This window comes from Dactylosporangium sp. NPDC005572, assembly GCF_040605515.1.
Classification (GTDB): domain Bacteria; phylum Actinomycetota; class Actinomycetes; order Mycobacteriales; family Micromonosporaceae; genus Dactylosporangium.
This window is the reverse complement of record NZ_JBEXCY010000142.1, coordinates 11,735-29,993: the sequence shown is the minus strand read 5'-3', so window position 1 is coordinate 29,993 and position 18,259 is coordinate 11,735. Positions and strand designations below refer to the sequence as shown.

The window sequence follows — 18,259 nt, the reverse complement described above, 5'->3', positions numbered from 1 at the left end:
GGCAGCCGCCGCCCGCGCCCGCGGACCCGCCGGAGCGCCGGCTGCCGTCGCCGGCCGAGCGGGTGGGGCGGCGCCGGTTCCTGCTGCTGTGGTCGGCGGCGTCGGCGTCGGTCGTGCTCGGCGGGGCCGCGCTCATCGTGTTCAGCCCGCCGTTCGGCGTGTTCTGGTCCGTCGTCGCGCTGCTCGCGGTGCTCGTCGCGGTGGAGGCCGCGGCCCGCGCCCGGCTGCTGCGGCTGCTGCGGCGGGCGTTCGTGACGGCCGCGGTACTGCTGGCCGGCTGGACCGTGGTCGAGACCGTGGCCCGGCACTGGCGGCTCACCGTCGCCGCGCTGCTGGCCGCGGCCGCCGTGGCACTGTGGATCGGCAACCTGCGGTCCTGGCTGTCGCGCCGCTGAACCCGCCGTCCGGGTCCGCGGGGCGCCCGGCGGCGTGATAGGTTCCTCACCGCGCCCGTAGCGACGAAGGAGGTGAGTGCGATGGTGTTCTGCCCATCCGTGCTCCCGACCCGTCCGGGCGACCGCTGAATCACGGGAGCACACCGCTTTCTCCTGTAGAGGATGCTCCTGTGACCGACCTGGTCATCCGCACGCTGCGCGCGGGCGAGCACACGCTGTTCCAGTCCATGCCCGAGCCGCCGACCGTTGGCATGGCCCTGCTCGGCCGGGACTTCGCCGAGACCATGGCCGCCGGCCAGTACCGTCCCGAGTGGACCTGGGTCGCCCTCGACGGCGACCGGGTCGTCGCGCGGGCCGCCTGGTGGGGCGGGCCTGACGACAGCGCCCCGGTGGCGCTGGACTGGTTCGATCCCGGCACCGACCCGGCGGTGGGCGGGGAACTGCTCCGCGCCGCCGGTTTCACCGTCGACTACCACCTCATCCTGCCGACCGACTGGCACGACGTGCCCGAGACGCACCGCGCGGCCCAGTCGCGCGTCACCGCCGCCGGCGCGGCCGGGTTCATCCCGGTCCTGGAGCGGTTGCGGTACCGGTGGACGCCGGCCGACGGCCTGCCGGGGCGCCCGGCGCGGCTGACGTACCACCCCGTCTCCGACGATGCGGTCCTGCACGACGTGCTGCGCCGCATCCTGACCGGCAGCCTCGACTTCCACCAGCGCCAGGCGATCGAACGCGCGGGCGTCGAGGCGGCCATCGCCGACGACCTGGAGTTCCTGGCCTGGCTGCCGAGTCCGCGCGACTGGTGGCGCCTGGCCCGCGACACGGCGGGCAACCTCACCGGCATCGTGATACCCGCACGCAACCACGCCTCGCCGATCATCGCCTATGTCGGGGTGCTGCCCGAGGCACGGGGGCACGGCTACGCGTACGACCTGCTCGCCGAGGGCACCCACATCCTGGTCGAGCAGGGCGCTGAGGTCATCACCGCCGACACCGACGTGACGAACACACCGATGGCGGCCACGTTCGCCCGTGCCGGGTATCCGGTGGCGCAGCGGCGACTCATGCTGAGCCATCCGGCGTAATCGATTGACATGAGGCTCACGGCCGGGCGGCTGTGGGCCTCATGCCGTCGCGCTCATGAAGCTCGGCGGGTTGAATAGATGGGCACTTTAAACGCGCGGGTCGCGGGCGCACAACCGTCGTCCGGGCCAAATCGAGCGACCTTCGCGTGATAGACAGCGGGCGATCCGAAGGCGACTGTTTAAATCAACGTTCCCCGATTCCCGTGAAGGCGCCCTCACCGTGGAGATACGTTATCGGTCCGCGGTGGCGGGCCTGCCGGGGCGAGCGCAGATCGAGTTCCGGGTGCTCGGACCGCTGGAGGTCACCGGCCACGGCGGGCCCGTGCGCGTGCCGCCCGGCCGGCAGGAAGTGGTGCTGGCGGCGCTGCTGATGGAGAACAACCGGGTGGTCGGCAGCAATCATCTGGTCGACCTGATCTGGAACGAGGACCCGCCGGACACCGCACGGACCCAGGTCCAGATCTGCGTGTCGCGGCTGCGCCGGACCATCGCCGACGCGGGGATCCAGGCGTCGATCGACACCAAGCCCCCCGGCTATCTCATGCGGGCCGCCGACGACGCGATCGACCTGCACGTCTTCAACCGCCTGGTCGCCGAGTCGCGCGCGCTCGCCGACGGTGGCGGCAGGGCGGAGGCGGCGGACCGGCTGCGCTCGGCGGTCGCGCTGTGGCGCGGTCCCTTCCTCACCGGCATCCCCAGCGACGCGCTGCGGGCCAAGGCGCTGCGCATCGACGAGGACCGCCTCACCGCCATCGAAACCTATCTCGACCTGGAGCTCGACCTGGGCCGGCACCACCAGCTGGTGGGTGAGATCGGCCGGCTCGTGCACGAACATCCGTTGCGGGAGCGGCTGCGCGGCCAGCTCATGCTGGCGCTGTACCGCTCCGGGCGGCAGGCCGAGGCCCTCGAGGTGTACCGCACCGGCCGGGACCTGCTCATCGAGGAGCTGGGACTGACCCCGGGCGACGAGCTGCGCAGCCTGGAGGCCGCCATCCTGGCCGGCGACGGTGCGCTGCACGACGTGCCCGAACGCGACACCGCCGGGCGGTCCGCGACCGGCGCGGCGGGCCCGCCGCAGGTGGAGCACCCGCATCAGCTGCCCGCCGACACCGCCGACTTCGTGGGCCGCGAGGAGCTCATCGCCGCTGCCGAGGAGGTCCTCGCCGGGCAGGACGCGGGGCGGGCCATGGGCGTCGTGGTGATCGTCGGCATGCCCGGGGTCGGCAAGACCACGCTGGCCAAGCACATCGCGCACCGCCTCGGCCGCCAGCACTTCCCGAACGGTCAGCTCTACTGCGACCTGGGCGGGACCCGGGCGGTGCCGGTCGAGGCGGTCGAGGTGCTCGGCCGGTTCCTGCGCGCGCTCGGCATCCCCGGCCCGATGATCCCGGACGACGTCGACGAGCGCGCCGAGATGTACCGCAACCTGCTGGCCCAGCGGCGCGTCCTGGTGGTGCTGGACAACGCCGCGTCGGAGGCGCAGGTCGTCCCGCTGCTGCCCGGCAGCGAGAGCTGCGCGGTGCTGGTGACCAGCCGGGCCCGGCTGACCGGGCTGCCCGGCGCGCACCAGCTGGAGCTGGACATCCTCGACACCGCGCAGGCGCTGGAGCTGCTCGGGCGGGTGATCGGCGCCGGGCGGGTGGCCAAGGAGTCGCAGGCCGCGGTCGGCCTCGTGCGTACCGTCGGCGGGCTGCCGCTGGCGCTGCGGATCATCGCGGCCCGGCTGGCCGCCCGGCCGCACTGGTCGCTGGCGTCGATGGTGGACCGGCTGGCCAACGAACGGCACCGCCTGGACGAGCTGGCCCACGGCGAGATGACCATGCGGGCCAGCCTGTCGCTGACCCACGACGGGCTCGACCGCACCGCGCGGCAGCTGCTCCGGCTGCTGAGCCTCGCCGAGGGGCCGACCATGCCGGGCTGGCTGGCCGGCGCGGCCCTCGACGACCGCCGGCCGTTCCCGTCGGACCTGCTGGAGCCGCTCGTCGACGTGCAGATGCTCGAGGTCGTGGCGGTGGAGCCCACCGGCGAGTTCCGGTACCGCTTCCACGAGATCATCCGGGTGTTCGCGCGTGAGCAGCTCGTCGCGATCGACGGCGAGACGGTGCGGGTTGCCGCGTGGGAACGGATGATCGGCGGCTGGCTCGCCATCGCCGAGCAGGCGCACCGCAAGATCTACGGGGGCGACTACACGGTGCTGCACGGCTCCGCGCCGCGCTGGCAGCCGCCGCCCGCGTACGTGGAGCTGGTGCTCGCCGACCCGCTGGAGTGGATGGACAACGAGCACGTCAACCTGTGCACCGCCGTCGAGCAGGCGGCCGCCGCGCAGCTGCACGAGCTGTGCTGGGACCTGGCCGCGACCCTGGTGACGCTGTTCGAGGCGCGGGGCTACCACGCCCAGTGGGAGAAGAGCCACCGGCAGGCCCTCGCGGCGACCGACCGGGCCGGCAACGTGCGCGGCACCGCGGTGCTGCTCGGCTCCCTCGGCACCCTGCACATCAGCCGCGGCCAGCCGGACCAGGCGCGCGCCGTGCTGGATCGCGCGCTGGCGCTGTTCCAGCGGCTCGACGACCGGCACGGCCTGGCCATGTGCCGGCGGGACCTGGGGCTGCTCGACCGGCAACGCGGCGCCGATGACGATGCGCTGGACAACTACCAGTCGGCGGTGCTGGACTTCGACCGCGCCGGCGACGTCGTGGGCCGGGCGTCGGTGCTCACCCAGCGGGCGCACATCCGGATGCGGCGCGGCGAGAGCGTGATCGCCCACGCGGAGCTGGAAGAGGCGTTGGAGATCTACCGTGCCGCGGGCTACGTCGGCGGCCAGGCGCAGGCGCTGCGCCGGATGGCGCAGCTCCTGGCCCAGCGCGGGGAGAGCGCGCAGGCGGAGCAGATCCTGGCGGAGGTGCTGGGCATGGTCCGGCGCAGCGGCGACGTCATCGGCGAGGGGCACCTGCTGCGCAACCTCGGTGAGGTGAACGCCGAGATGGGGCGCTTCGCGCAGGCGCAGAAGATGTTCATCCGCGGTCTCACGATCCGCGAGCAGGTCCTGGACCATGGCGGCGCCGCGCTGATCCGGCTGGACCTCGCCCGTCTGATGGACCGCATCGGTGACGCCGCCGCGGCTGCCGAGCTGCTGGAACGCGCGATCGCCACCTTTCAGGACCGCAGCATGGACCTGGAGCGCGGCGAGGCCGAGCACCTGCTGGCCACGGTCACCGGCCGGCGCTGACCGCGCGTCGCACGCCTGGCGGCACCGTCAGTCCCACGGGTTGTTGCCGGTGATCGGGCCGGTCGGGCCGGCGCTCGGCTGCGCGGCCGGCGCCGACGTGCTGCCGGTGGGCGCGGTACCCGTGCCGGCCCCGGCGCTGTCGGCGCCGATCAGCAGCGCGGCGGTGGCGGCGACGACGAGGGCGATCCTGGTGACGTCCTTTGCACGCATGGCGGGCCTTTCCTTCGCTCGTTCCGTCAAGTGGCGACAACGTATGAAGGGCCGCAAACCCGGGGCTATCGCGGTTGTTATCGCGCCGCTATCGGCGGCGTTATCACGGCCGGTTGTCGCCGTGATGGCGCGCGGATAGCGCCGACGGGCAGAACTGAGCACGCACCATTCGCGCAGTGTGCGTCACGCCGCCTCGCTCGGGGGGATCACATGGGTAGGCCGGAACGACCGCTGGACAGCCTGCACGACCCGCTCGGCGAGTTCGCCGACGACCTGCGGACCCTGCGCCGGTCGGCGGGCAACCCGAGCTATCGCAAGCTCGCCCGGTCGGCGCTGTTCGCGCCGTCGGTGCTCTCCAGCGCCGCCAGCGGCCACCGGCTGCCGTCGTTGCCGGTGACGCTGGCGTTCGTGGCGGCGTGCGGGGGTGAGCCCGCCGTCTGGGAACAACGCTGGCGCGAGCTCGCGGCGATCCAGGGCACGGCAGCCCAGAACACGGCGACTGCAAGTACGGCGGCCCAGAGCGCGGCCGCACGCAGCGTGGTGGCGCACGACCGGGCGGGCTCGGCGCAGCCCGGCGGCGTGCCGGCGCGCCCGGCGCAGCTGCCGATGGGCTCCGACACCTTCGTCGGCCGCGCCGAGGCGCTGGCCGACGCGGCGCGGCTGGTCGCCCCGGACGGTGCGGTCACCTCCGCGCTGCTGGTCAGCGGGCCGATCGGGATCGGCAAGACCGCGTTCGCGCTGCGGCTCGCCGACGATCTGGCCGGCGCGTTCCCCGACGGCCAGCTGTACGCGGACCTGGGCGGCGCCGGCGCCGGGACACCGTCGGCGATCGCCGTCGTGCAGGGGTTCCTGCACGCGCTGGGCGTCGACGCGGCGCACGTGCCCGAGGACGCGACGCAGCGCATCGGCCTGATCCGCTCGCTGCTGGCGCAGCGCCGCCTGTTCGTGCTGCTGGACGACGCCCAGGACGAACGGCAGGTACGGCCGCTGCTGGGCCGCGCCACGTCCAGCCTGGTCGTGGTGACCGGCCGAGCCCGCCTGCTCGGGCTGGACGGTGTGCGGCGCATCGACCTGGACCCGTTCAGCCGGGCCGAGTCGCTCACCCTGATCGGCCGGCTCGCCGGCGACGAACGGATCCGGGCCGAGCAGGAGGCCGCCGGCATCGTCGCGGAGCTCTGCGACCACCTGCCCCTGGCGATCAGCGTCGTCGGGCGGCGCATCGCCGCCCGGCCGGAGTGGACGGTGTCGGCCGTGGCCGGGCTGCTCGCCGACGCCGAGCGGCTCATGGCCGGCCTCAGCGTCGGCGACGTCAAGGTCCGCGACATCTTCGCCGTCGCCTACCGGCGCCTGACCCCCGCCGCCCGGCACGCCCTGCACCAGCTCGCGGCGACCGGCCCCGCGCCGGTGGGCGGCGGACCGGCGGGCGCACGCACCGCCGCCGGGCTCGCCGCCCTCCTGGGCGTCGCCGCGGGCACCGCCGACGAGCTGCTGGAGTCCCTTGTGGACAGTGGCCTGGTCACCCGGGCCGACGGCACCGGTCACTACGGCGTGTCGACCCTGGTCCGCGCGTTCGCCGTCAGCACGCCGCACGCCGCGCGGACCTCGGCGGCGCCGCAGGCCCGGCCGGACGGGGTGGTGGGCCGCAAGATGAGCCTGGCCCGCTCGAACCGGCTGCCGCCGCTGCGGGCCGGCACGGCCGAGTCCCGGCCGGCCCGCGGCGACGTGCTCGCGTGACACCGCGCGGCGGCGCTCAGGCGGCGAGCTCGCCCGCGACCGGCGTGGCCATGATCTCGGCGACCGCCGCGGGATCCTTCGTGCGCCCCAGCGCCCACATGCACTTCACGATCGCCGTCTCCGGGATCATCCCGGGCAGGTAGCGGCCGCCGGCGTCGCGCAGCGCGACGTACGAGTCGTAGATGTTCGCGTCCTTCGTCGCCGGCGCGGCCGCGGTGAGGAACACGTTCACCCCGTCGGCCGAGCACTTCCTGATGAACTCGGGCAGCGCGAAGCTCGGGCCGGTCACCGCCGCGTACAGCTCGATGACGACGGCCCGGGCCCCGCCGGCCTCCACCGCGTGCCGCAGCCCGTCGAAGTCGAGCCCGGGGTACAGCCGGAGCGACAGCACGCCGCCGTCCGGCTCCCACGGCGCCGCGGGCCCCGCACCGGGTGGCCCCGGCCGCACGGGGTCGATCCAGGTGAGCGAGCCGCCGGCGACGCTGGCGACCGGCCGGCGGTTGACCGACTCGAACGACTGGCCGCAGGTGCGGACCTTGCGCACCTGGGTGCCGAGGTGCACCAGGCCGGGCAGGTCCGCGCCGCCGGCGAAGGCGATGTACGTGCCGCGCGGCAGCTCCGGCGCCGCGAGCAGGGCGTCGTGGATGTTCTTGCGGGCGTCGGAGTGCTCCTGGTCCGGTGAGACGTTCGCACCGGTGATGACGACCGTGACGTCGAGGTCGGCGAGCAGGAACGACAGCGCGGCGGCGGTGAAGCACATCGTGTCGGTACCGTGCAGGATGAGCACCTCGCGCAGCCCGGCGGCCGCGTGGGCGCGCACCGCGTCGGCCATGACCCGCCAGTCGCCGGGGCGCATGTCCTCCGACGCCAGCGCCAGCGGCGACAGCGTCGTGAACTCGATGCTGCGCCCCGCCGGCACGGCCGACCGGACCAGGCCGAGGCCGGGCGAGACGGCGGCCAGGCTGACCACCGTCTCGCCGGCCCGGGTGGTGAGCTGCGAGCCCACCGTGCCGCCGGTGAGGATCAGCCCCATCCGGTGCGGCCGGCCGGTCATTCGACGACTTCCACGATCGTGGAGTAGCCGCGCTCCGCGTGCTCGCCGTAGCGTTCCCACCGCTCGTTGAGCTGGATCCGGCCGTCGGGCAGGAACTCGGGCGTGTTGACGCTGCGCCCGGAGATCACCGCGCCGTCGGCGAGGACCATGGTGTAGGCGAACTCGACCGTGCCGTCCTCGCCGCAGAGGCCGGTCAGCGAGCCGCGGCGCACCTCGCCGCCGCCGAACTCCGCCCAGACCAGGTCGCCGCGCTGGCGGTAGACCGCCGAGGAGGCCGGCTGGTCCGGGTCGGCGTGCACCGCGCGGAACGTCCGTCCGTCATAGTTGATCATGGTGGGGCTCCTCCCTGTTCCCGGGAAACCACAGGTCGTCCTCGGTCAGCTCGCGGATGTCGTACTTGCCGAGCGCGCTCAGCAGCAGCCGCAGCTCCAGCTCCAGGCAGCGCACGAGGCGCACCAGGCCGTCGGCGGGGTCCTCGTCCACGGCGATCAGGGCCGCCCGCCCGAGCCCGACCGCCGACGCGCCCATCGCCAGGCACTTCAGCGCCCGGCTGCCCTCCCACACCCGGCCGGAGACCAGCAGGGAGGCGTCGTGCTTGCCGACCCGGCGCAGGCACTCGGCCAGCGGCAGCCCGACCTGGTCGAGGAACACCGACGGCGCCCACCCGGTGCCGCCCTCGGCGCCGTCGACCGTGACCGCGTCCGCGCCGGCGGCCCAGGCCACCGCGGCGGCGTGCCCGACGTCGCGGCCCGGGTGCAGCTTCACCCACACCCGTGCCCGCGGATAGTTGTTGCGCATCAGGTGCACCTGCTGGCGCAGGATCTCCTCGGTGAACGTGCCGGGGCTGCTGCAGCGCAGCACCCTGCCGGTGTCGCGGCCGAAGGCCTCGTCCATCGCGTACTGCTCGGACACGGCCGTGGCCGCGCTGCGCGACAGGACCGTCATCCCGCCGAGCCCGGGCTTGGCGCCCTGCCCGACCTTCAGTTCGAACGCGAGCCGGCCGCTGTCCAGCAGCCGGGTCGCGAAGGGGTCGCTGTAGACCAGGTTCCACACCTCGGCGTCGGCGTCCTCGGTGCTCTGCTGCACCACGACCCCGCCGAGCCCGTCGGGGACCGCCTCCGCGTACGCCCGGACCCGGCCCAGCAGGCCGTGGTCCGGCGGCGGCTCGTCGGCGACGCGGCCGTAGCCGTGCATCGGCACCACGTTCTCGCCGATGACCATCGGAATGCCGAGCCGGCCGGCCTGCGCGCTCGCGGCGACCCCGAGGCCGCCGCCGGCGACCTGGGTGGAGCCGAACGCGCACAGGAAGACCGGCAGCGGGGCGTGGAACCCGCCGATCTCGCAGCCCAGGGCGGCGTCGCCGGGCAGCGGCTCGCGCCCCAGGTCGAACATCCGCTCGAGCCGCCGCGGCATGAACACCGGCGGCACGACCCGCGCCCGGTCGAGCTCGTCACCCTCCGCCGCGGTCCGGGGCGTCGCGCCGAACAGCGCGTGGCCATAGTCGGCGAGGTCGGGAAACACCGCGGAGGTCGCGTCGCGGGCGCGGGCGCGGATCGCCGCCTCAGGCAGCTGCGGTGCCCGGATTCCGCTCACGGTGACACGATCCCGGGCAGCTTCGGGTACGCGTTGGCCTGCCAGGCCGTGTCCAGGCCGGCCAGGTAGCGGGTGACCCGTTCCAGGCCGAGGCCGAAGCCGGCGCTCGGGCGCAGCCCCTCCCGGGCCAGGTCCAGGTACCAGGTGTACTTGGCCGGGTTCTCCCCCGTCTCCCGCATGCGTTCGATGAGCCGCCGGTACTCGTACTCGCGCTCGCCGCCGCTGCACAGCTCACCGAAGCCGTCCGGGGCGATGAGGTCGAAGTTGCGCAGCACGCCCGGCTCCACCTTGGACTCTCCGTCGGTGAACCCGCGGGAGCCCTTCGGGTAGTCGACGATGAAGAACGGCCGGTCGGTCTGCTCGGAGATCAGCCGCTCGCCCTCCCAGTCGATCTCCGAGTCGGTGCTCTGCAGGTGCGCGAGCCGGCGCAGGTGCGCCACCGCGTCCGGGTGGCTGATCCGCTCGAAGTTCTCCCGCAGCAGCGGGCCGAACACGTCCGGGTCCCGCCCGAGCGCGGCGAGGTCGGCGGCGCTGTCGCGCAGCACGGTCCGCACGATGTGCCGCAGCAGGCCCTGCAGCAGCTCCAGGATGTCGTCCCGGCTGGCGTCGGCGACCTCGACGTCGATCTGGGTGAACTCGGCCAGGTGCCGGCCGGTGGTCGCGGTCTCCAGCGGCTCCAGGCGCACGTTGGGCGCGACGTAGAACACCTTGTCGAAGGCGAGCAGCGAAGCCTGCTTGTACAGGATGACACTGGTCATGAGCTTGTACCGGTGCCCGTAGTAGTCGACGTCGATCTGCTTGGCGCCGCGCACCCCGGGGTCGGTCACCGGACCGATGATGGGCGGCATCATCTCCATGAAGCCGAGCGTGCGCAGGTGCTCGCGGGCACCCGCGAGGATGGCGTTCTGGATGCGCAGCGCCGCCCGGGTCACCGGTGAGGTCAGGTGCGCGCGGGTGCCGGGTGGCCGTTGGCCGGCCGTGGTCCTGCTGTCCAGCGACGTGATGGTCATGCGGCTCTCCCAAGTTCCCGTCGAAGTGATGGACTGCTGTGCTGCGTCGAACCGGTCGTCGTACGTGCGCTGGACGTGCTGCAGGGCGTTGAGCAGCCCGGCGGACGTCATGCGCTCCGCGGCCGGGACGGTGACCAGAGTGCCGAGCGGCATCGCGCCGATGCGTTGCCACTGCAGGCGGCCGTCGCGGTCCACGTAGCCGCGGGCCCGGCCGGCGTTGTCCGGATGCAGGCAGAAGGGCACGTCGAGGTAGCCGTGGGCGAACGCGGCCGCCAGCGCCCGGCCGAGGTCTTCGTCGAGCCCGCGGACGGTCTCCACCAGGGCCTGCGCCTGCGCGAAGATGCCCGTGTCCGGGACCGGCCCGCCCACCTCGGCGGCCCGGGCCGCGGCCGCGGCGTGCTCCAGGGCCGCGACGTTCTCGGCGACGGTCGGGATCCGGTGCGCCTCGGCGGCGGTCTTGACGATCAGCCGGCTGGCGCCGGTCCGCACCGCCAGCCGCGCCGACTCGGCGACGAGCCCGAGCGCCCCGCCCGCGGTGCGCGGGAACACGCCCATGTAGGTGTAGATCACGATGTGGGTGCGGGCGTCCGGCACGTACCGGCGGACCAGCCGCCGCAGCGCCGCGACGGCCTCCTCGTCCTGGCCGGGGTGCGTCTGCTGGGCGTAGCTGAAGGAGATGCACCGCAGGCCCAGCTGGTGGAAGAACATGCCCTCCAGCACGCTCAGCGCGACCAGCAGCGCGGGCGGGCACAGCTGGCCCATCATGCAGCCGCCGAACGTCTCCAGGTGCGGTTCGCCGCCGGACTCCCTGGCCGCGACCAGCAGCTCGCATGCCTCGCGCCAGTGCTGCACCGCGGTACCCAGCGGCATCCGGCTGTACGGCAGGCAGTAGGACACCGGCCCGCCCTCGGTGGCGAGCAGCCCCCGCCGGAGAAGGGCGCGGACGATCCGGCGGGGGTCGGCGGAGCCGTGGCGCACCTGCACCGGGAACGCCGGGGTCAGCACGTCGGCGAGCATCCGCGCGGTGACCGCCGGGTCGACGTCGACCAGCGGGTAGCCGTTGAGGTCGGCGCCGGCCGCCAGCGCGCGGGCGACCGCGGCGTGGTCGCCGACCCGCGTGTAGCTGTCGAGGGTGATGGTGCCGACGGTGGCTGCCCGCGCGCCGCGGGTCGCGAGCAGCCCCTGGCGCATCCGGGCCGGGTCGGCGAAGCCCATCCTCGGCTGGACGACGAGTTCGCCCCTGGCCCGGTGGGCCGCCACCACCTCCCCGAACGACGGCACCCGCGGCAGATCAACCGCTGCCGTCGCACCGTAGGACGGTGCGCCCCGGGGCATCACGGCGGTCATCTGGCGCCGATCGACGCCGCCGGCCGCCCGGCGAGAGTCCGCACGAACGACCGGAACGGGTGCAGCCCGCCGGTGTCCTCGAACACGGCGTCGAACCCGGCCGCCAGCAGCCGGTCGCCGTTGTGACCGTCGCCGCCGCCCGCGACGTCGAGCTTCCCGCCGATCACCACCGGCGTCGCCGCCAGCGCGGCGCAGGTCCGCATGGCGGCGATCAACCGGAGGCCGTCCTGGCACCCGTGGCCGTTGAGGCTGCCGATCACCACCAGGTCCGGCCGGCCGTCCACGCACTCCCGCACGATCACCTCGTCCGGGGTACACCCGCCGAGGTTGGTCACCCGGCAGCCCAGCTCCTCCAGCAGCAGCTGCAGGTAGACCAGGTTCCAGGTGTGGGCGTCGGAGGACAGGCCGGTGACGACGACTTCGAGGCGCGTCCGGGTGGCGACGCTGCCGGCAGGTTGGGTCGTCACGGCGCCGCGGTCTCCAGTTCCGGCACGAACAGCTCCGCGACCGGCTGCACGTCGATCTCGATCAGCGCGGCCGCGGCCTCCGCCAGGCGGAGCGCCTCCTGTGGCGAGCCGCCGGTGACCATCACGTCGCCGACCCGGTCCCACGAGCTGCGCAGCCCGCCGAAGCGCTGCCCCGCCGTCACGGTGACGTCGCACAGGAACACGCCTTCGGCCCGGCCGGCCTCCTCGACACCGCGCACGTCGCGCACGACGCCGGCGTCGATCGACAGGAAGCGCACGGCCGCCCCGCGCTGCGCCGCGCGGGGCAGCGGGCCCGGGATCGGCTCGCCCTTCATCACCGCGTAGTACGCGCGGACCAGGTCCACCGGGTAGGCGCGCTCGATGAGCTCGATGATGCCGTCACCGGCGAACCGGCCGGCACACTCCACCAGGTGCGGGACCCCGTCGCTGACGATCCACTCGCAGTGCACGATCCCGGTGCGGAAGCCGACCGCGTCGACGACCCGCCGCGTCTGCTCGCCGAGCAGCGCGATGAGCTCCGGGGTGGTGTCGGCCGGGACCACGTGGGACTCCTCGGCCGGCACCGGGCCGGGCACCAGCCGGGCGCGGGTGACGTTGACGAAGAGGTCCTGTCCCGCACGGAGCAGCATCTCGACGCTGAACTGCTGCCCCACCACGCACTCCTCGGCGAGCATCCGCAGCTCCATCGGCCGGTCCGGCACGAAGACGCCCTCGTCCTGCACCACGCACGCCTCCCACGCGTCCGGCACGTCGGCCGGGTCGTGGATGAGCAGCGCACCCACCGACGCCTGCCGGTTGGCCGGCTTGAGCACGATCGGGCCGCCGACCTCCCGCATGAACGCCAGCACCTCGTGCGGGCCCTCCACCCGGACGCTGCGCGGGTTGGTGACGCCCGCCGCCCGGCTGACGTTGCGCAGCAGCGCCTTGTCCCGCAGCAGTGTGGCCGCGGCGAAACCCGCGCCCGGCAGGCCGTAGCGCTCGGCGAGCCGGGCCGCGAACGGCGTCGCGTACTCGGTCAGCGGGATGACCGCCACCGGGTCGAGGTCGCGGTACGCGTGGTAGAACTCGTCGGCCTTGCCGGGCAGATGGAACTCCCACTCGACCAGGTCCCGGATGACCGCCGAACCGGCGATCTTGTCCCGGACGTCACGCTTGCGGACGACGTCGGGCTCCTCGACGAAGATCACCGACTGCTCGGGCTGGATCTGCGGCAGCGTGGGCACCGCGGCGGCCACGAACCCGACCAGGATCACCGTTCCGTCGTGCGTCACGACGCCTCCTCGGCGTAGTACCAGTTCTCGGGGTTGATCAGGCCGTACGGGTTGACCGGCGTGAAGCCGCGCAGGTTCGCGGCGACCTCGAACAGCCGGCGCGGGAAGTTCGGGGTGAAGATGACCGGCGCCTGCTCGCTGATGTACTCCTGGTACGCGTACAGCGCCTGCGGGTCGTCGGTGGTGACGGTCCGGGCGATCAGCTCGTCGGCGCGCTCGTCGCGGTAGTTGCTGAAGTTGCAGCTGGCGTTGCTCTGGAACAGGTTCTCGCCCGTCGGGTGGTTGTAGACCCAGCCGCCGTTCCAGCAGGACAGCTCCCACAGCCGCGGGTTCTGCGGCGTCGGCGCGCCCGGCCCGTCCTGCGCCACCAGGACGGAGGCGTAGATCTCCGACAGCCGCAGCTCGATGCCGGCCTTGCCGGCGTCGGCGCGGAACTGCTCCATCAGGCGGGTCAGCGCCGGGCGGCCCTCGACGTAGCGCAGCGAGAGGCTCAGCTCGGTGCCGGCCGGGATGCCCTCGCCGGCCTCGCCGGGGCCGGTGCCGGGCCGCACGCACACGGCCGGCGTGACGCTCACGTCCCAGCCGTTCTCGGCGAGCAGCGTCCGGGCCCGGTCCGGGTCGAACGGCCAGGCCACCTCGCCGCCGCGCAGTCGCGGCGACACCAGGTCGCTGTCCGGCAGGGTCGGCACCGGGCCGTCCTGCCGCCAGCCGTAGCCCTGGTAGATCTCCCGCGCCCCGTAGTCCTGGTCGAGGCAGCTCTGCAGTGCCTGCCGCACGTACGGCTGGTGGATGAGCCGGCCGGCGATCGTGGTGTTGTTGAAGTTCAGGGCCATGAAGTGGATGCTGAACAGGACCTGCGGCACCAGCGCGTAGCGCTCGCCGAGCGGGTTGGGGCCGGCCGTGGTCGGGTCGCCGCTGGGCTGGACGCCGAAGCTCATCGGCAGATAGCCGATCTGGATCGCGTCGGGCCCGTCGGGTCCGGCCTGCAGCAGCGCGTACTCCTGCTCGTCGGTGTCGATCGGCACCTGCCGGAACTCCGCCAGCCGCGCCGGGTTCGGGCCGCTGTAGTGCTCGTTCGGCACGAACGTGACGGCGCCCTCGGCGGTAAAGGTGCGCAGCCGCCAGGGCCCGTTGACGACGCTCCAGATCGGGCTGTCCGGCCAGAGGACGCGGTGGGCGTTGCTCTCGGCGACCGGGTCGCCGTTCTGCGCCATCAGGTAGTCGAAGACCGCCTCGACCTGCTCGATGTCGTGGGTGGCGTCGGCCGGGCCGACCGCGGTGCGGTCCCACGCCTTCGGCATCGGCGTGATCATCGTCAGCTGGTTCATCAGGATCCAGTGCCGCGAGTACACCCGGTCGAAGGTGAAGCTCACCGTGTCGTGCGCGACCTTCGCGTACGAGACCAGGTTGTCTGGGAAGAACCCCTCGACGTAGGCGCCGAACTTCGGCCCCTTGCGGGCGAGCATGTTCATCCAGAAGATCACGTTGTCGGCGCACACGGTCTCGCCGTTGGACCAGCGCCAGGGCTTGATCCGGATGGTGACGGTGCGCCCGTCCTCATCCCACACGGGCTCCTCGGCGAGGCTCAGGTCGAAGTCGATCTCCAGTCCGCCGTCCCGGCCGATCCAGTACAGCGGCCGATACATGAGCATCTGGAACTCGTAGGTGTTGCGCATGCCGTACCGCTCGGGCGGGGTGAACGGGAAGATCACCGCCGGCGGGAACCCGGGAAGGCAGGCCCACGTGGCGACCCCGCCCTCAACCGCGCGTGTCAACTGCTCGTCCATCATGACCTCTCTCGTGGTGACGGTGATCGGGGCGGCGGCGCCCGGCCCGGGCGTGTCGGGTGCCGGGCCAGGCGCTCGCCGCGGGCCTCAGACGGCGACGGCGACCGGTTGCGCCTCCTGCTCCTCGGCGACCACCTCCGCCTTGCGTTCGACGGCTGCCATCGGCTTCACCAGGCTCAGGTAGGTGCCGACGGCGATGACGTCGACGAGCACGACCAGGCCCCAGAACGCCCACGGCACCGAGAAGGCGTCGGCCACCGCCGACAGTCCGACCGTCGCGGCCACCCCGAGCGCGAGCCCGAACGCCTGCGCCCCGCCGAAGATCCGCCCGACCTGCTCCACCGGGCTGGCCTGCATCAGCAGGGTGCGGGCGGCGATGCGGCCGTTGGCGAAGCAGAACGCCGCGACCGGAATGACCGCCATCAGCACGATGTAGTGCACCGGCTCGAAGATGACCATGGTCATGCAGCCGAGCTGGCCGAGCACCGCCAGGCGCAGCAACTTGATCCGGGTACTGAGCCAGGGGTAGCAGGCGGCGCCGATGATGAACCCGAGGCCGGCGAGGGCGTCGACCACGCCGATCACCCAGGGGCCCACCTTCCAGTGCTGCAGGACGATCGTGGTGAGGATGACGTTGCTGACCATCAGGTTGGCGTTGCCGGCGGTGTACAGCAGCGCCAGCCGCTTGATCGGCTGCCGCGCCGCCGGTGCGGCCGCCTGGACGGGCGACTCGCCGTCCTCGCTCGTCGCCGCGGTCGGCGCGCCGGCCGGTTTGGCCCCGACGAACCAGGTGAGGATCGCCGACGCCACGAACGTGAACGCGTTGAACACCAGCAGCGGCGTCGCGCCGACGCCGACGATCAGGAACCCGGCCGAGGACGAGGCCAGCAGCATGCCGGTGTTCGTGCCCATCTCGTAGCGGCTGTTGAACCGGCCGAGCCGCCCGTCCAGGACGCGCTCCTTGACCAGCGCGTTGCTGGCCGGCATAAACAGCGCCGCGGTGCAGGCGAGCAGGAAGTTCGCCAGGTAGGAGCCGAGACTGACGGGGCCGCCGAGCCACATCCAGATCGGCAGCGCGAACGCGGTCACCGCGCTCACGAGGTCGGCCAGGACGCACAGGATCCGGCGGTCCATCCGGTCGACCAGCCGGCCGAAGATGACCGCCAGCACGACCTGCGGGATCGACACGGCGATAAACAGCCAGCCGACCGACAGGGTGGTGTTCTCGGCGCGGAACACCATGATGGCGGCCGCGGTGATCTGGAACGCGTTGCCGGCGGTGGTGATGAAGCCCGCGGCGACGAGCTGCCGCTCGGTCATCCTCGACCGCCGGTCGGCGCCGGTCGTGGTGGACAGTGACGTGTCGATGGACATCTCAGCCTCAAACGGTGGTGGTAGCGGCGGGTGGGACGGCGTGGTCGGCGGCCGCGGTGCGCAGGCTCAGGCCGGGCACCACGAACGCGGTGGTGTGCGCGACGTCGAACGCGTCGGCCGACATCCGCGGCTCGAAGTCCCCGTTCTGGGCCACCTGGGCCGCGAGGTCGACCAGCACCGGGGACATGCAGGTGATCAGCGCCCGCGTCTGCAGGAACAGGTCACCGGCGCGGACCCGCAGAGCGTCGTGCTCCTCGGTGAGGGCGCGCTGCGCGTCGGCACGCAGCCGGGCGGTGTGCTGCACCACCAGGTCGGCCGCCCGGCTGAGGCTGAAGCTGTCCAGCTCGAAGCAGCCCCGGAACCGGGAGATCATCGCGGCGATCCGGGCCGGCGTCCCCGGTACCACCGGCAGCGGCGCGCCCGCGCCGGCGGCATCACCGCTCACCTCGGCGGCCAGCTTGGCCAGGGTCGTGGCGAGCTCGTTCCACGGCTCGACGAGGCGCTCGCCGACCACCTTGTCCAGCACGGCCTGGCTGAAGTTCGTCCGCGCATGCTCGGGGGCGGTCAGGTTCAGGTAGAACCGGGCGACGTCCCGCGGCACCTCGGCCACCAGGTCCCGGGCCCACACGACGTGGCCCTTGCTGGTGGAGAACTTCTCGTTGTCCAGCTCATAGAACTCGTTGGTCAGGATGGTGTCCGGCAGCACATAGCGGCCCTCGTGCGCCATGAGCTCCGCGACGTGCACCAGCGCCCAGATGAACAGGTTGTCGAACCCGACGAAGAACACCAGCTCCGCGTCGTGCTCGGCGCGCCAGGCGTCGTCGGTGCTCGGCGGCTGCAGGCCACGCTGCCGCTGGCCGTAGGTGCTGCAGTACATCGACGCCGGCATGCCCTCGACCCACGCGTTGAGGGTCTGCCCGGGCGTCTCCGGGAACGGCGCCGGCAGCCCCCACGCGACCGGGTAGGTGATCGGGTAGTCCGGCAGGGGCTTGGCCAGCAGTTCCCGCATCAGCGACACGAGGTGCGGCCGCCACGTGGACGCCTTCGCCGCGTGGAACGCGGTGAGCTGCTCGCGGTACTCCTCCAGCGGGAAGACCATGATTTCGGTCTCGCGGTAGGTGACCTCGTCGCTCGGGTCCAGCAGCGACCACGGGTCGAGCAGGCCGTCGAAGTCGATCGGGTGGCCGCACGTCTCGCAGATGCCGCCCCGGCTGTCCGCGAGGCAGGTCGGGCAGTCACCGCCGATGAGACCCTCGACGAGGAACGTCCCGGTGCGCTCGCTGTACGGCAGCCGCACCGTGCGCAGGCGGAACTTGCCCAGCTCGTACAGTCGGTTCACGTAGTTGTACACCGTGGAGCGGTAGTCGTCGTCCGTCGGCGCGAAGCCGTCGACGGCGATGCCCATGGCCTCGAAGGTGCCCTTGATCAACGCCCACGACTTGACCGTGAGCTCGGGCGGCGTGGTGCCGAGCCGGGCGGCGCTGGTCACCACGTAGGTCTGGCTGTCGTCGCCGCCGGAGGCGTACACCACGTCCCGGCCGGTCGCGCGCAGGTAGCGCGAGTACACGTCGGCCGCCACATACGGCCCGGCGACGTGCCCGATGTGCAGGTCGCCGTTCGTCGTGGGCGGGCCGCCGATCACCAGGACCGGACGGCCGTCGCTACCGTCAGTTGCCGTCATCGCC

General features: G+C 73.1%; 13 protein-coding genes and 1 pseudogene. 4 read left to right on the top strand and 10 right to left on the bottom strand.

All coding sequences use genetic code 11. The features are described from left to right. From ABZS66_RS42860 to ABZS66_RS42850, 3 genes and pseudogenes are all read left to right on the top strand, one after another. Positions 1-395, top strand: a pseudogene (locus ABZS66_RS42860) (hypothetical protein); the annotation flags it as partial. Positions 396-565: 170 nt separating this feature from the next. Next, complete coding sequence (locus ABZS66_RS42855; protein ID WP_354768257.1) at positions 566-1,480, top strand: GNAT family N-acetyltransferase; 915 nt, start codon at positions 566-568, stop codon at positions 1,478-1,480. 220 nt (positions 1,481-1,700) lie between these two features. Further along, on the top strand, positions 1,701-4,706 hold the full coding sequence (locus ABZS66_RS42850) for a BTAD domain-containing putative transcriptional regulator (protein WP_354768255.1): 3,006 nt from the start codon (positions 1,701-1,703) through the stop codon (positions 4,704-4,706). A 27-nt stretch (positions 4,707-4,733) separates the two neighbouring features. On the opposite strand, the gene ABZS66_RS42845 is transcribed toward ABZS66_RS42850, so the two are convergent. Beyond that, the gene (locus tag ABZS66_RS42845; RefSeq protein ID WP_354768253.1) at positions 4,734-4,916 is read right to left on the bottom strand and encodes a hypothetical protein; all 183 of its coding nucleotides are present in this window, start codon (positions 4,914-4,916) and stop codon (positions 4,734-4,736) included. 210 nt (positions 4,917-5,126) lie between these two features. On the opposite strand from ABZS66_RS42845, the gene ABZS66_RS42840 reads away from it, so the two are divergent. Beyond that, complete coding sequence (locus ABZS66_RS42840) at positions 5,127-6,650, top strand: NB-ARC domain-containing protein (protein ID WP_354768251.1); 1,524 nt, start codon at positions 5,127-5,129, stop codon at positions 6,648-6,650. 16 nt (positions 6,651-6,666) lie between these two features. On the opposite strand, the gene ABZS66_RS42835 is transcribed toward ABZS66_RS42840, so the two are convergent. The 9 genes from ABZS66_RS42835 to ABZS66_RS42795 form a co-directional block, all read right to left on the bottom strand. Continuing rightward, the gene (locus ABZS66_RS42835; protein ID WP_354768249.1) at positions 6,667-7,704 is read right to left on the bottom strand and encodes an asparaginase domain-containing protein; all 1,038 of its coding nucleotides are present in this window, start codon (positions 7,702-7,704) and stop codon (positions 6,667-6,669) included. Continuing rightward, complete coding sequence (locus tag ABZS66_RS42830; RefSeq protein ID WP_354768247.1) at positions 7,701-8,036, bottom strand: hypothetical protein; 336 nt, start codon at positions 8,034-8,036, stop codon at positions 7,701-7,703. Before ABZS66_RS42830 ends, ABZS66_RS42835 begins: the two co-directional genes overlap by 4 nt. Beyond that, on the bottom strand, positions 8,023-9,297 hold the full coding sequence (locus ABZS66_RS42825) for a glutamate synthase-related protein (RefSeq protein WP_354768245.1): 1,275 nt from the start codon (positions 9,295-9,297) through the stop codon (positions 8,023-8,025). Before ABZS66_RS42825 ends, ABZS66_RS42830 begins: the two co-directional genes overlap by 14 nt. Further along, complete coding sequence (locus ABZS66_RS42820; RefSeq protein WP_354768244.1) at positions 9,294-11,654, bottom strand: amino acid--tRNA ligase-related protein; 2,361 nt, start codon at positions 11,652-11,654, stop codon at positions 9,294-9,296. The genes ABZS66_RS42825 and ABZS66_RS42820 overlap by 4 nt, the downstream gene beginning before the upstream one ends. Continuing rightward, positions 11,651-12,121, bottom strand: a complete 471-nt coding sequence (locus ABZS66_RS42815; RefSeq protein WP_354768242.1) for a cobalamin-dependent protein — start codon at positions 12,119-12,121, stop codon at positions 11,651-11,653. Before ABZS66_RS42815 ends, ABZS66_RS42820 begins: the two co-directional genes overlap by 4 nt. Further along, complete coding sequence (locus tag ABZS66_RS42810) at positions 12,118-13,413, bottom strand: ATP-grasp domain-containing protein (RefSeq protein WP_354768240.1); 1,296 nt, start codon at positions 13,411-13,413, stop codon at positions 12,118-12,120. Before ABZS66_RS42810 ends, ABZS66_RS42815 begins: the two co-directional genes overlap by 4 nt. After that, entirely contained in the window at positions 13,410-15,188 is a 1,779-nt protein-coding gene (locus ABZS66_RS42805; RefSeq protein ID WP_354768238.1) for an ABC transporter substrate-binding protein, read from the bottom strand. The genes ABZS66_RS42810 and ABZS66_RS42805 overlap by 4 nt, the downstream gene beginning before the upstream one ends. A gap of 99 nt (positions 15,189-15,287) precedes the next feature. Then, positions 15,288-16,574: an MFS transporter gene (locus ABZS66_RS42800; protein WP_354768236.1), complete on the bottom strand. Its 1,287-nt coding sequence runs from the start codon at positions 16,572-16,574 to the stop codon at positions 15,288-15,290. 7 nt (positions 16,575-16,581) lie between these two features. Further along, entirely contained in the window at positions 16,582-18,255 is a 1,674-nt protein-coding gene (locus tag ABZS66_RS42795; RefSeq protein WP_354768234.1) for a class I tRNA ligase family protein, read from the bottom strand. Between the last annotated feature and the right edge of the window lie 4 nt (positions 18,256-18,259).

What these genes read in the sequence shown, in the direction of transcription:
- ABZS66_RS42845 (WP_354768253.1), bottom strand. Translation starts at nt 4,916, where the DNA reads ATGCGTGCAAAGGACGTCACCAGGATCGCCCTCGTCGTCGCCGCCACC.
- ABZS66_RS42840 (WP_354768251.1), top strand. Translation starts at nt 5,127, where the DNA reads ATGGGTAGGCCGGAACGACCGCTGGACAGCCTGCACGACCCGCTCGGC.
- ABZS66_RS42800 (WP_354768236.1), bottom strand. Translation starts at nt 16,574, where the DNA reads ATGTCCATCGACACGTCACTGTCCACCACGACCGGCGCCGACCGGCGG.
- ABZS66_RS42830 (WP_354768247.1), bottom strand. Translation starts at nt 8,036, where the DNA reads ATGATCAACTATGACGGACGGACGTTCCGCGCGGTGCACGCCGACCCG.
- ABZS66_RS42795 (WP_354768234.1), bottom strand. Translation starts at nt 18,255, where the DNA reads ATGACGGCAACTGACGGTAGCGACGGCCGTCCGGTCCTGGTGATCGGC.
- ABZS66_RS42835 (WP_354768249.1), bottom strand. Translation starts at nt 7,704, where the DNA reads ATGACCGGCCGGCCGCACCGGATGGGGCTGATCCTCACCGGCGGCACG.
- ABZS66_RS42820 (WP_354768244.1), bottom strand. Translation starts at nt 11,654, where the DNA reads ATGACCGCCGTGATGCCCCGGGGCGCACCGTCCTACGGTGCGACGGCA.